This is a genomic window from Pseudomonas sp. NFPP28 (assembly GCF_900115535.1).
Classification (GTDB): domain Bacteria; phylum Pseudomonadota; class Gammaproteobacteria; order Pseudomonadales; family Pseudomonadaceae; genus Aquipseudomonas; species Aquipseudomonas extremorientalis.
Map to the genome: position 1 here is coordinate 79,119 of NZ_FOWT01000009.1, position 14,097 is coordinate 93,215.

Sequence of the window (14,097 nt, forward strand, 5' to 3'; positions counted from 1 at the left end):
GCCGCCTGAGTCCCTTCCAAGCTCGCTATACAGCCAGCGCTCATCGCTGACCGCTCGCTGCGAGCAATTCCTTCAAGATCGTTGCCGGGTCGGCCCGCTGTTGCTTGCGGTAGTTGCCGACATGGCGAACGAACAGTGTTGCGCGCGTCACCAGGCTCTTGCCGAGCACCGGCTTGCGATCCAACTCTTCCTTGATCCGTTGAAACTGCGCCTGGATCACCGCATCGGTGTAGCGCGTGCCGGTGGCCAGGTTGTCGATATAGATCGCCACTGCGCCGTCGAGGGCGCTGCGGCCATTGGTAATGGCCATCTCGAACAGTTGCGCGCTGGCCGCGTCCTTGTTGTCCAGGGCCTGCTGGCGACTCTTCTGCAGGTTGGCCAGGCGGATGTTGTAGTTGGCGATGGTCTCGGCCACCAACGCGGCCGACTGAATCAGGTTGCCCGCCGCTTCTTCGCGTTGCTGGGCGATCAGCGAGACGTTGCGCTTGAGCTCTTCGTTGACCAGCCCCAGCTCGGCTTGCAGTTTGGGATCGACGCTGGCGGCGATGATGCTGTCCAGGCGCTTGGTCGGGTCCTGGGCGTCGTCGATGGCGTCGGTCAGCGAGGCCAGGCGGCCCTCTTTCTGCCATTGGGCGAACAGCTCCTTGTAGCGCGAACGTGGCGCCGACAGCGCGCCGATCGCCACGCGGAAACCAGTGGTCTCGTTGCTCTGCTCGGTGCCATCGGCGGCAAACAGGGGGTATTCGCGGCGCATGCCGGTGAACAGCGTGCCCTCGCCTTCCAGGTAGTTGCCGCCCTTGACCACAAAGCCACCGTAGGTGCCCTGGCGGCGCCCGGCGTGGACCAGTTGGAACGATTCCTGGACCATTTCCGCGGCGTTGCCGATCACGTCGAACATACCAATCGGATTGGGCAATTTGGTACCAATGGGCATCAGGCGCGCAGCCTGGCCGGTACCACCGGCGACCTGGTTGAACACCGCGTAATCACTGAGCGGGCCGTCGCTGTCGCTGCCGTCGACACGGCGCGGGAACAGGCGCCCTTCCAGGTCCTGGCGGCTCACCGCATGACCGCCGCGCGCAGCGAACTCCCACTCCACTTCGGTGGGCAGGCGCACAAAACCCAGTCCGCCGTCATCCGCCGAGGAACCACGGCCACTCACCGGCAGCAAGTCGCGGTGGTATTTCATCAGCCAGGCGCTGTACACCGCCGAGAAGCGCTCGGCTTCAAAGCGCGACAGTTTCACCTTGGGCAGGCGCCCGGCCATGCCGGTCGGCGCATCGCACGCCGGCGCCGGTTCGCCACTGGCCAGGGACTGCGCCTGGGACATCACCTGGGCGTACTGGCGCGCGGTCACCTCGTACTTGCCGATGAAGTACAGCATGGGCTTGAGCGGAGTCTTGGCGTCGGTCTTCGGCATCAACGGCGCGATGACTTTGTTCCAGTCCTTGGGCAGGTCCTTGAGGGTGAACTGGCCATTGATGAAGTCGCGACGGTAGCCGGAAATAAACGATTGCTGATAACCCGCCTCGCCTTCGGCAAAGGGGTAGCCGAGGCTGATCTCGCGGTCATCCAGGGTGCCCTGGGCCAACACGTAGGCGTAGCGGAACACCATGTTGCCTTCACAGGGCAACGGCAGGCTGACGTCGCCTTCCAACGGCTTGGGGTTGTCGAGCTTGTCACTCGCCTCATCGGCCCAGGCCATCGAGGCCAGGGTCAGCGCCACACAGGCGCCCAGCAACTTATACATCTCTGATTCCTTCAGAAGCCTGGATCCGCGCCACTCGCCAACCACCACACGCCGCCGCCACGGCGCTGACGCCGAGGACTGCAACCAGGGCCAGGCCGTAATGGCGCGCCAGCAGGTGGCTGGCGTATTCGCCCGGCACCTGCACGAATAATTCATTCAAGCCCGACTCGGCCAGGCCATACAGCCCGGCACTGAGTACGGCGGCGAAACCCGCGCTGTACAGCGCCTGCACCACCACGAATAACAACAACCCACCGGTGGAAAACCCCAACAGGCGCAACACTGATAACTCCCGCCGCTTACGCGCGACGCAGGCCAGGGCGCCGGCAAAAATGGCCGCAAACGCCCCCGCCAACGCCAGCCCGCAGATCACCCAGAACACGATCGACAGGTTGCGGCTCAACGACTGCACCTGCGCGATGGTCTGCGCCTGGGTCGACACCAACAGGTTCTGCCCCGCGAAGTACACCCGCAGCGGCTCCACATCGGTAAGGTTGCGGGCATACAGGCGGAACGCCGGGTACACGCGCTGCTCACTGACGCCTGCAGCCTCCCCGTCCCAACCCAGGGCTGGCACTGCGCGGCCATCGCGGTAATCTTCCGCCGCTTCCAGCAAACCCAGGTCGGCAAACAAACCGTCACGAGCAAAGGCTTCCAGCGGCAACACCGCCAGCACCTGCACGCGCGTGCGCTGGGCTTCGACGCGCCCGGCCACTTGTCGTGCAAAGCTGGTTTCCAGCCAATCGCCAGGCCGCGCCGCCAGCTTTTCGGCGGCGGTGTGGCTCAGCACAATCTGGTCCAGGCCCTTGGGCACCGGCAGGCCGGCCAGCAGTGGGTCACCGGACGCGGTCGGCAGCATCTCCAGGGCCAACGTGCCCACTTGCGCCGTCGCCGCAATCTGCCGCGTACGCGGTATGGCGAACGCCACCTCACTGCGCTTGCCCAGTTGCTCGATAAACGCACTGCTGAATCGACCACCGCCCAGCGGAATAATTTCACGGGTGGCGGGGTCGGTCTGCAAACGTTCGGTCAAACTGCTAACCAGTCCAAATTTCAGGCCGAATAACACCAGCAGCGGCGCGATCACCGCCACCAGCGCCAGCACCGAACAGGCCGACAGCCAGGCATCGTTGCGGTAATCCTGCCAGGCCAGCGACGCCACCAGACCGATGCGCATCAGCACACCTCCCCGAGGGTGGCGGTGACGCCGCCATCGGTGTCGCGACGGCAACTGATGCGTCGCACCTGCAAGCCACTGGCGCGGGCCAGGGGCTCGTCATGAGTGGCGATCACACAGGCCGAACGGTGTTCACGGGCCTGGGCCAGCAATGCGTGCATCACGCGCTCGGCATTCAGGGGGTCGAGGGACGCCGTCGGCTCGTCCGCCAGCACCAGTTGCGGCGCATGGGCCAGGGCGCGGGCACAGCTGACGCGCTGGCGCTGCCCCACCGACAGCGTCGCCGGTTTCTTGGCCAACTGGTCGCTGATCTCCAATTGCTCGGCCAGGCGCGCCACGCTGCCATCGTCCTTCAAGCCCAGCAGTTGCCGGGACAAGGCGATATTGCCGCGCACATCGAGAAAGCCCAGCAGCCCGCCGGTTTGCAGCACATAGCCCAAGTGCTGGCTGCGCAGCGCGGCCAATGCGGATTGCCGATCAGCGCGCCACAGCCCGGCAATGTCCTGCTGATAAAACTCGAACTGCCCGACCTGATCCGGCGCCAAGACCAGCGCCAGCAGGTCGAGCAAGGTGCTTTTGCCGCAACCGCTGGGCCCGACAATCGCCACTTGCTCGCCCGCACGCAGCGCCAGCGCCGGGATCACCAGGCTATAGCGCTGGCTACCGACGCCCCGGCTCTTGTGCACCGCGTTCAGGGTGAGCATCACGGCAACGTCGACAACGGAACGCGGTACAACGCATCGCCCGGCTCGGCATCGCCGAAACGGACCCAGTTGGCCAGGTCATTGTGGAAGGTTTCGTAGAGGCGGATTTTCGAGTCCAGCTCGTCAATAAAGTCTTCCTGCTCGGCCACGCTCAACGACAACCACAGGTCCTGGGTCATGTTCAGCGATTTGCTGCGGTACGGCAGGCCTTCGAGGTATTCGCCGAGAATGCCGCCGTCGGCCAGATTGCCGCCCTTGCGCAGGGCCTGCGGGTCCCGGCTCATGTAGGCCGAGGCACTGGCGATTTCCTGGAAGAAGTCCTTGGGCGAGGTCTGGGTCTTGCGCGCCGCGTCGACGATCAGCTTCAGTGACTGCTGCAGATCGTTGAGCTGCAACTTGGTCAGCATCACGCACACCTGGAACGCGGGCAGTGCCGGGTTGGTCAGGTCGCGGTCGGCGGTCCAGGCGCTGACCAGTTGCGGCGCCTGGCTCGCGGTTTTGCGGCCGAGGAAATCCATGTGCATGGCATAGCCGACCGCTGCGGACTTATCCGCCAGGCTCGGTGCGCTGCTCAGCAACGGCACCGGCTGCGGCGTGTTGCTGCGCACCTGATGCACAAGGTTGGCGAACACCGTGCCGATCTCATCCACCCGCTCGCCGAGCTTGCGCACATCGCCACCGGGCACCGCGGTGTACAGGTCGCCAATCTGCGGGTTGGCGTCGGCAGTGAGGATGCGGTACTGGCTCTCGGCACCGGCGTGGGTTTTCTTGCCGGCGTCGGTGCGCAGGTGCAAGGCGTAGATCTTGATCTGCTTGCCCAGCGCGGCCTGGCGCACTTCGGCTTCGTTCATCTGGGTGGCGGCGAACGGGTCATTCTTGCGCAGCGCACCGGCGTCGGTAACCAGCAGGATGATGCGCCCGCCATAACCGGACCAATCCATGCCGTCTACCGCCTGCATAACCCCGGCGAACGCATCTTCGTTGAAGGAGTGGCTGGACACGGTGGACGCCTTGACCTGGCGCGCCATGTCGAGGAAGCGTTGCGGATCGCGGCCCTGATCGAGGCTGATCAGAGTCTTGGCCACGTATTCCAGGCCCGGGGTTTTCTTGATGCTGCTGCGAAAACCGACCATGCCGAAGCTGACACTGTCCAACTCGCCGCGCTCGGCGATGCGGGTTTGCAACTCGTGCACCACATCGCGGATCTGGTCGATATAGGGCTGCATCGACACGGTGGTGTCCACCACCAGCACCACGGCCGTGCGGAAGGCATCGGCGTTGGCATTCATCACCGGCGTCGCGGGTTTGGCGGCCGCGCTGCTGCCGGGGTCGATGGAGGCGACATTGAGTAACTGCACCGGTTGGCCGTTTTCGTCGAAGCTCTCTTTGGAGTCGAAGATCGGCAACAGGTAGAACTGGTTCTGCGGGACGGCGCTGGCGGCAGGCTCCAACGCGAGGATCTGGCTGTTGTCTTCGCTGTTTTTCTGCGCCTTGGCCAGCACGCCTTTGGCGGCGGAAGGGTCAGCCAGCAGTTTTTCCACTTCGCCGGATTGGCGCAGGAACATCACCGGCGCCCGGCCCGAGCGCTCGGTGAATTTCAGCACCAGGCTCTGCTTCCAGTCGCTGACTTGAGACGCAGGCAACCAACCGTCGCTGCGCCCATCGGTGGCGGCGCCGACACGCACCCACGGGCTGCCGTCGACGTCCTTGCGCTGGTACACATAAAGCACGGAAAACGCCGGCAGGGCCTTGCCTGGCGCGCTGCCCGCATCGGTCGAAAGCTTTGCGCCCGGCTTGCTGAGCACGCGCTGGAACAGGGTCTTCTTGCCGGCCATGAGCAACGGGCGTTGGCCGCCATCCGCTTCGGCGACCGCTGGCGGCGGTGGCGTGACTTTCGGCACCTCGGCAGCGGGCGGTTTGACCACCGGCTCGTCGCTACCGCTCAACCACCAGTAGCTCGCACCGCCAATCGCCAGTGCAACCGCCACTGCAACCGCCGCCAGCGCCAACACCGGCCCACGGCGCTGCTCGCTGTGCTGGGTCGGCGGAACCACCGGTTGGCGCACCGGCTGGGGTTTATCACTGGGAATCTCGATGGACTCCGGGGTAATGCCCGCCAGGTCGAAACTCATCGGAATCGGCAACGGCCGCACCAGGGTGGCTTCCGGAGAGTCCGCCGGCAGGTTGTCCAAGGCGCGCAACAGCGCCGCCGCATCCGGGAAACGCTCAGCCGGGTCCTTGGCCAACAGCTTGCGCAGCACGTCCTGATAACGGCCATGGTGCACCGGCAGTTCCGGCAGCGGTTCGGTCAGGTGCGCCAGCGCCGTGGAGAGTGCATCGGTGCCGGTGTAAGGCAGCTTGCCGACCAGAATCTCGTACAGCACCACGCCCAGCGCATACAGGTCGGCGCGGCCATCGATCTCCTGGCCCCGCGCCTGTTCCGGGCTCATGTAGCTGGGGGTGCCCACGGCAAACCCGGCCTGGGTGAATTGCGTGCGGTCATCCAGCGACTTGGCGATACCGAAGTCGGACAGCACCGCCGTGCCATCGGCGCGAAACAGGATGTTCGCCGGTTTCACATCGCGGTGCACCAGGCCCTGGGCGTGGGCATAGCCCAGCGCCGAGGCGATCTGGCGGATCAGCGTCACACCCTGCTCCGGTGTCATGCCGGCGGCGATGCGCTCCTTGAGGGTGCCGTTGGGCAGGTATTCCATGGCCATGTAGTACAGCTCACCGACATTGCCGATGTCATGGATGGTCACCGTGTGCGGGTGCGACAAGCGCGCCAGGGTCTTGCCCTCGCGCAGGAAGCGCTCGCAGAATGTTGGATCGGCCGCCAGCGCCGCCGCCATCACCTTCAACGCCACCTTGCGCTCCAGCGAGCGCTGCGTCGCCAGGTACACGCTGGCCATGGCGCCTTCGCCGATCTCGCCTTCGATGTCATAACCGGGGATGACGATGTTCATGGCGATACCTTCACGACAATGGCGGTGATGTTGTCCGGCGCGCCACGGTTGAGCCCCAGGTGCACCAGGCTGCGCACGATTTCGTCCGGCGCGTCGTGGCTGAGCACATCGCGGATTTCATGGTCTTCGACGGTCTTGTTCAGGCCGTCGCTGCACAGCAGGTAGCTGTCACCGGGGGCGATCAGCAGGTCGACCACCGCCAGGTCCAAGTGGGCTTCCACACCAATCGCACGGGTGACGATGTTGGCGCGCGGGTGCGTACGCGCGTCGGCTTCGCTGAGCAGGCCGCTGTCCTGCAGGTCCTGGACGTAGCTGTGGTCGCGGGAGATGCCTTCGAGCACGCCGTCGCGCAGGCGGTACAAGCGACTGTCGCCGGCCCACAGGCACACACCGCGCAGGCCACGGGCGGCCAGCACCACCACGGTGCTGCCCATCATGGTCACGCCACGGTTGGCGGTTTCTTCGCGCACGGCTGCGTTGATGCGCAGCAGGTCATTGCGCAGCGCTGCCGTGTATTCATCCAGGGAGCGCCCCACCGGCACGCTGCGCAGGCTGTCGACGATCAGGCTGCTGACATAGTCGCCGGCCGCATGCCCGCCCATACCGTCGGCCACTACCCACAGGCGGTTTTCCGGCAGGTCCAGGCAGGCGTCTTCGTTGACCTGGCGGACCATGCCCACATGGCTTTTGCTCGCGGATTTGTACGTCGACCCCATCTACACCACACCTTCTTGTCCGAGCAAAAACTGCGCAAAATCGCTGGCGGCAGGCAGGCCCTGACACCGCAGCAAACCAGGGGAAATACGTTGCGAACCACGCCCCCACCACAGGCTCGCGCCGTCGCAGGCCTGTTCGGCCAGGGCCGTCATGCGCTGGTGCGGCACGGTCGCGGCCACCCGTTGCAGGCCGGCGAAACGGCTGTCCACGGTACGCGGCTCACTCGCCGGCAAGCCCAGGCCATCGAGGCCTTCGTTGAAACCTTCAAAGGTCGCACCGGTATCCAGGGTGCTGAGCAACAGCGCCTCGGCCTGCTCGAACCAAGTGTCCGGCCCGCCCACCAGGGAGGCCGGATTGGTGTCGTGATCGAGCAACGCCACCACCGCCAGCGGGAAGTAGCGCCCCACCCGATCGATGCTCGGCATCACCACGCCCGCCGCCGCATCCGGCCCGCACACGCCCGACGCCAGCACAAAGCGCCACAGCGGGCTGACCAGGTAAGTATTTAGCCATTCACCGCCGAGGCTGTTCTGACTGGCCAGCAAACCCGCCGCCAGCCAGCTGTCCCACGGGCCGATAAAGCTCTGGGGCAAGGCGCGGCTGACAAAGTCGCCACGGCTGGCCAACTTGCCGTAGAAACCCAGCGTCGTCATAGCCGCTCCGGAAGGCTGAAGCCACTGAGCACGCGGCTCTTGAACGGGTTGAAGGCACTGTTGGCGCGCAACTCGTAGGCAATGCTCGCACCGTCGACGCGCAGGCGCAGGTTGAAGCGGTCCGGTGAATTGCCGGCGGTAAGATCCGACTGCTCCAGCAAGCGGAACCACGCCCACGGCCCGTCCAGGGTCACGCCGGAACGGCCACTGGCCGAGGGCGGCATGATGGAAATCCGCACCACGCCAATGCTGCCGGGGTTCGGCCATTGCATCGCCACCGGGCGGCTGGGGCCGTGGTCGTAGCTCAGTTGCTGGCCGTCCAAGTCCAGCAGGAACTGGGTGATGGTCGGGTCCATCGACACTGGCTTGAGTTCAAACCGCACGATTGGCTGGGTGCCACCGGAGCGGAAGAACGCATCGCGGATCGTCGCGGCACGCTGGAAGGTTTGCAGCACGCCCGGAGCAATCCCCAGCTTCTGCGCCGCGCCCGGCTGCCAGCGCCAGGTCTGCGCGGACGTATCGACGTAAGGCTGCAGGTATTTGCGGAAGTAGTTGTCCATCACTCCGCCCACGCCGAAGAACTGGCCGAAGTCATCCAGGGTGGCGTCCCGTGCACTGCCCGGCGACATCGGGTAACGCCCGGCGAGGGACTGGCGATACACGTTGACCACTTCGCTGACCCAGGCTGCGTTCAATTGGTTGCGCACGCCGCCCATCATGCTGTTGGTGGTGGAGTTGACCACCGACTTGACCATGCCTTGCACCAGCGGCGGCTGGCGCTCGGCATTCAGACTGACCCGAGTCGCCGCAGCCGCCGCCTGGTTCTTCGCCTCGCCGAGCAACGCATCGCCGCTGGCGCCGACCATGGCGCTGACCTGCACATACAGCGCGTTCATGTCGGTGAGCAGGCCGTCGATAGCCGCCGGTTCGCCTTCGTTCTTGCTGACAATGCTGTTGAGCTGGGCGAAGTGCGCGGTCACCGGATCCTCCGCCGCCGCAGGCGCATTGGCCGTCGGTTGCTCCTGGCCGAGCAGGCTGCCCAGGCGCTCCTTGAGCTTGTCGACGCCCCCTTCTACCGGCACGCCTTTGGCGGCCAGTTGCCGCTCTTCGGCTTGCAGGTCGGTTTCCTTGGCCACCGCCACCAGCAGTTTTTTCAGCGGCGAGGTCGGGCCGGAAATCACCCGCAGTACATCGGCCGCCTGGGCCACGCTGGTGATCGGCACAAAGTCGATGTCCGCCAGCAACGCATCCCACTGGCGCTGGTAATCCTGGAAATACAGGCGCCGCACATCGGCGGCCAGGCTCACTACGTTCTGCTGGTCAGCCTGTTCGTTGCCCAACACCCACTGTTCTTCAGCGAGGGTGCCGGTCTGGTTCAGGCTGCTCAGCAGGAACGCCTGGCGATAGCCCTTGGCGGTGAAGAAGCCACTCAACGGCTCGCCCAGCGGCTTGCCGCTCTTGCGGCTGAACACCAGCGCGGCGTCACGGCCGGCGGCTTCGTTGAGGCGAAAGTCCGGGATGCCCTCGGGCAGTTTCTGGCGCTTGACCCGGTCATATACGCGCTGGGCCACTGGCAGTTGTTGCAACTGACGGCGCAGGTCGTCGATCAGCCGTTGATCCAGGCGTGCGTTCGGCGGGTGGCGTTCGAACAGCGACTGCAAGTGCCCGGCCAATGCCTGGCGCTGATCCGCCGGCAGGTCGCGGGGCAGGTTGCGGTCCCAGTCCAGGGCGATCCAGGCCTTGATGAAGTCAGGGTCGTAATGCTCGGCGTCAGCCAGCATCAGGTAAGCCTTGAGGCCTTCGTAGAGGAAGTCGGAATTGCCGCCGCCGTGCAGTTGTTCTTCGATGCGCGTCACCAGGCGTGGCGCGAACACCGCGATCAGCAGCTTGCGGTAGACGCTGGCGGACTCGGCTTCAAGCATATCGCCCTGATACAGCCCCAGGCCTTCGGACCAGCTCGGCGAATCGCCCGCCAGGTTTTTCACGGCGTTGAGCAACGGCAGCACGGCGAGCACTTCGCGCTGCGCCGGGCTCAGGTTCTGTACGGCCTGGCCCAGCGGCGCGACTTTCTGGTCGACTTGGGCGATGTAGGCCTGGTTGGCGCGGTAACTCACCCACCACAGGCCGCTGACCACCACGACCAATGCCACAGTGGCGGCCAGCACACCCCGCGCAATCCACTTGCGCCGCCGCTCGACCTTCGGGTTCACCCCCACCAGGCCACGCTCGGCAAACGCCACGGCGGTGAAGAGTTTTTCGATGAAGTAGCTGCGCCCGGTGCCGCTCTGGCGCGCCAAATGCTGGCGGTCCAGGTTCATGCTCTGGGCCATGGCGCCGATCAGGCGGTCAATCGGGCTGCCTTCCTGGGTGCCGCTGGTGAAGTACACGCCGCGCAGCAACACGCGCTCTTCAAAGGCATTGGGTTTGAACACGCCTTCGAGGAAGCTTTGCAGGCAGTCCTTCAACGCGCCGAACTGCTGCGGGAAGCCGTAGATCAGGTCGCGCCGCGCCGGGTCGCGCTCCTGTTGCAGGCGTTCGACCAGGCGTTCGTTGAGGCGCTGTTCCAGCCCGGCGAACTCGCTTTGCAGGTGTGCCAATGGGCTGTCGCTGTTTTTGCCATCGTCCAGGGCAAAGGTCATGCCCCACACCTGGGCGCGTTCCTCCTTGCTCAGGTTGTCGAAGAACTCCATGAAGCCCGGCACCAGGTCGAGCTTGGTCAGCATCAGGTAGATCGGGAAGCGCACGCCCAGTTGGGTGTACAGCTCCTGGATACGCAGGCGGATGGCAGCGGCGTGGGCGGCGCGTTCGGCATCGGTGCCCAGCAACAGGTCCGACAAGCTGATGGCGATAAACGCACCATCGATGGGGCGACGCGAGCGCTGCTTTTTCAGCAGGTCGAGGAAGCCCAGCCAGGCGGCCTTATCCACCGTGGAGTTGCTGTCCTGGGTGGTGTAGCGGCCGGCGGTGTCGAGCAGCACGGCTTGATCGGTAAACCACCAGTCGCAGTTGCGCGTACCGCCGACGCCACGCACGGCGCCGGCGCCCAGTTGCGCGGCCAACGGGAAATGCAGGCCGGAATTGACCAGCGCGGTGGTCTTGCCCGAACCCGGCGGGCCGATGATCACGTACCACGGCAGCTCGTAGAGGTTGCGGCGCTCATCACCACCGAGCTTGGCCTTTTTCAGCAGGGCCAGGGCCTCGTCCATGCGCTGGCGCAGGGTGGTGAGTTCTTCGGCGGTGGCGACGCTGTTGGGGTCGGCCGGGGTTTCGGCGGCCAGGCTGCGCATCACTTCGGCGGCCTGACGCCGGGCCTGGATGATGCGGAACACGCGGTAGGCCAGCCATACCGCGAATACCAGGACGATCAGCGCCCAGCGCCGGCCTTCCGGTACCAGCACGTCGAGCAACGGCCCGACAAACCAGATGATCAGGCTCAGGGCAATCAAACCCAGCACGGGGATCACCCAGCGAATCATGAAACTGAAAAACGCCTTCACTCGACGCCCTCCGCCAATACGGTGATTTCAACCCGACGATTGCGGGCACGGCCTTCGGCGGTGGCGTTGGTCGCCACCGGCTCGGTGTCGCTGCGGCCCTCGGCACTGAAGCGCTCGGCCTGGCCGGTCTTGGCCGCCAGGATCTCCAGCACCGACTTGGCCCGCGCTTCGGACAGCGCCCAGTTGGACGGGAAGCGCAGCGTGGCAATCGGGCGGTTGTCACTGTGCCCGGTCACCCGCACCTGGCCCTTGACCTTGCGAATGGCGTCGGCGATACGCAGCATCAGCGGCTGGTAGTCGTCGACGATGCTGGAACTGGCGGAGGCGAACAGCTCATCGCCACGAATGGTCACCACGGAACGGTCGACCGCATCCTCCACCGCCACGCGGCCGGCCTTGATGTCTTCCACCAGGAAGCCCGCCAGGCGCGGGCGCTCGATGACTTTGGGCTGCGCCACCGGACGGTCGATGGCTTGCACCGGAATCTCGCCCAGGGCATGGATATTCTTGAACACCGGTTCGGCATCCGACGCCAGCTTCATGCGCAAGCCAAACAGCAACGCCAGTAACAACGCCAAGCCGATGGCCACGGCGATCCACGGCGGCATGAATTGCGCCAGGCGGTCGCGGGCCACGGTCACGCCGCGCCAGTGCGGCGACAGCTCACGCTCATGCTCGCCACGCGCACTGCGAATGGCTGCAGCAGTGCGTTCGCGCAGGGTCTCCAGCTGGCTGCGACCGTCGTTCATCACGCGGTAGCGGCCTTCGAACCCCAGGCACATGCACAGGTACAACAGTTCCAGCAGATACAGACGTTCCCGTGGGCTTTGCAGGCAGTGGTCCAACAGTTGGAAGACTTTTTCGCCGCCCCAGGCCTCGTTGTGCACGGTGATCAGCAGGCTCTGCTTGCCCCAGTCACTGGTGCTGCCCCAGGGCGTGCTCAACACCGCCTCATCCAGCGCGGTGCACAGCGCGTAACGCGCCAGCAGCACTTCGTTACGAGCGATGCCAGCGGCTTCGGCACGCTCTTCGAACTGGCGCAGGTAGGCCAGCAATTGTGCGCGCAAGCTGGCCGGCGCCGGGTGGGCGATGGTGTTGCGCAGGCGCGTCAGCAGCGCCAACAGCGGACCGGCGGCACTTTCCAGCGGGTTGAGGCCGTGGCTCTTGCCGGTGAGCATCGGTGCGGCCGGCATGGCCAGGGGCGAAGGTTCGGCACGCACAGGCTCCGGCGCCCGGCCACCCGGACGCGGCATGAACTGGGTGCGGTCATCATCATTGGGATGCATCGCGGATTATCCTCGGATCGCCCAGAAGGCCAGGTTCAAGCCCGGGAACTGCCCGGCGATATGGAAGGCAAAACCGCCGGAATTGCCCAGTTGTTGCCAATGCTCGCTGCCGCGATCAAGCTCGTAATACGTCGAGCCTGCGTGGTACGGCAGTTGGCGTGGCGCCACCGGCAGAGGCAACAGGCCAATACCCGGCAGTTGCAGGTTGACCAGGTCGCGGATGTGCTCCACCGAGCCGACTTTGCTCTGCTGGCCGAAGCGTGCGCGCAGGGTTTCGCCGGGCACATCGGCGCGCACCACCAGGATGAAACTGGCGTTGTCGAGCAGAGTCTTGTCGGCCAGCATCGCCACGTGCACGCCATAGGCTTTCTCGACAATCGGGATCGGTGTGGCCTTGCTGTCGATCAGCATCGACAACGCTTCACGCAATGCCGCCATCACCGGCGCGAAGCTCAGGGCCAGGTCATCGTGCTGATACTGCGGGTATTCCTGGGGGCGACGACCGGAGGTGGAGAAGGTCGAGAACTCGCCGGCCAGGCTGACCAGCTCGCTGAAGAAGCGCTCCGGGTGCAACGGGCTCAACTGGCTCAAATGCTGGACCAGCGGTTGGGCGCGGTTGACCAGTTGCAGCAGCATGAAGTCGGCAATCTCCGACGCGCCACCGGCGCCCGATGCCACCACCCGCCCCGCCAGGGCTTCGCCGCGCTGGTGCAGCAGGCCGAGCAGTTCGCTGCGAAAGGCGGTGAGCGGTTTGCTCGCGGCCACATCCAATACCGGCGGGATGTAGGTGTCATCGAGCACCAATGCGCGGTCGGCACGTTTTTCCTTGATGCGCACCAGGCCCACGGCGGCGTAATCGCTGATGCCATCCTGGGCGGTGAGCAGGCGCAGGGCGCGGGAACCCACGGCCACCGGGGCGCGGTTTTCGAAAGGTGCGTTGTCATCGCGTACTTCGCGCACCTGGCTCACATAACGCGCAGCCTCCAGGGCTTCGCCTTCATCCACGGTATCGCGGGCGCCGGCGCGCTTGAGCGGCAGGGCCAGGTACACCAGGCCGTCGCGCAGGTTGTCATCGATATTCAGCGGGCTTGGCGCCAGGTCATCCTGGGGGATATTAAACGGCGTGCCGTCGGGCAGCAGGCCACGCGCCGACACGATCGCCAGCTTGCCCTGGGCCAGCAGGCCCTGGTCGATCAGCAGCTCGGAAAAACCCCAGGCGCCGGCGGACAACGGGCGACTGCGGGCATCGATCAGGTTTTCCAGGTAACGGTCATGCTGCTGGAAGTGCTGCGTTCCGATGAACATGCCTTCCGACCAGACCACGCGATTGTTCCAGGACATGGGGGC

Annotated in this window: 9 protein-coding genes; all 9 read right to left on the minus strand. The window is 65.4% G+C overall.

Annotated features, from left to right (window positions below; genetic code table 11):
- Window positions 1–40: 40 nt before the first annotated feature.
- Genes BM110_RS22655 through tssK form a run of 9 tightly spaced genes read right to left on the minus strand, consistent with a single transcriptional unit; the run spans window position 41 to window position 14,091 of the window.
- The gene (locus BM110_RS22655; protein ID WP_071488085.1) at window positions 41–1,750 is read right to left on the minus strand and encodes a formylglycine-generating enzyme family protein; all 1,710 of its coding nucleotides are present in this window, start codon (window positions 1,748–1,750) and stop codon (window positions 41–43) included.
- Complete coding sequence (locus BM110_RS22660; RefSeq protein WP_093514204.1) at window positions 1,743–2,927, minus strand: ABC transporter permease family protein; 1,185 nt, start codon at window positions 2,925–2,927, stop codon at window positions 1,743–1,745. The genes BM110_RS22655 and BM110_RS22660 overlap by 8 nt, the downstream gene beginning before the upstream one ends.
- Complete coding sequence (locus tag BM110_RS22665; protein ID WP_093514205.1) at window positions 2,927–3,631, minus strand: ABC transporter ATP-binding protein; 705 nt, start codon at window positions 3,629–3,631, stop codon at window positions 2,927–2,929. The genes BM110_RS22660 and BM110_RS22665 overlap by 1 nt, the downstream gene beginning before the upstream one ends.
- Window positions 3,631–6,597, minus strand: a complete 2,967-nt coding sequence (locus tag BM110_RS22670) for a serine/threonine-protein kinase (protein WP_071488088.1) — start codon at window positions 6,595–6,597, stop codon at window positions 3,631–3,633. Before BM110_RS22670 ends, BM110_RS22665 begins: the two co-directional genes overlap by 1 nt.
- Window positions 6,594–7,313: a PP2C family protein-serine/threonine phosphatase gene (locus BM110_RS22675; RefSeq protein ID WP_092241650.1), complete on the minus strand. Its 720-nt coding sequence runs from the start codon at window positions 7,311–7,313 to the stop codon at window positions 6,594–6,596. The genes BM110_RS22670 and BM110_RS22675 overlap by 4 nt, the downstream gene beginning before the upstream one ends.
- The gene (tagF, locus tag BM110_RS22680) at window positions 7,314–7,967 is read right to left on the minus strand and encodes a type VI secretion system-associated protein TagF (RefSeq protein WP_093514206.1); all 654 of its coding nucleotides are present in this window, start codon (window positions 7,965–7,967) and stop codon (window positions 7,314–7,316) included.
- Window positions 7,964–11,464 (minus strand): type VI secretion system membrane subunit TssM, encoded by a 3,501-nt coding sequence (gene tssM, locus BM110_RS22685; RefSeq protein ID WP_092241648.1) that lies wholly within the window; start codon window positions 11,462–11,464, stop codon window positions 7,964–7,966. The genes tagF and tssM overlap by 4 nt, the downstream gene beginning before the upstream one ends.
- Window positions 11,461–12,750, minus strand: a complete 1,290-nt coding sequence (locus BM110_RS22690) for a DotU family type VI secretion system protein (RefSeq protein WP_071494633.1) — start codon at window positions 12,748–12,750, stop codon at window positions 11,461–11,463. The genes tssM and BM110_RS22690 overlap by 4 nt, the downstream gene beginning before the upstream one ends.
- A gap of 6 nt (window positions 12,751–12,756) precedes the next feature.
- On the minus strand, window positions 12,757–14,091 hold the full coding sequence (gene tssK / locus BM110_RS22695; protein ID WP_071488093.1) for a type VI secretion system baseplate subunit TssK: 1,335 nt from the start codon (window positions 14,089–14,091) through the stop codon (window positions 12,757–12,759).
- Between the last annotated feature and the right edge of the window lie 6 nt (window positions 14,092–14,097).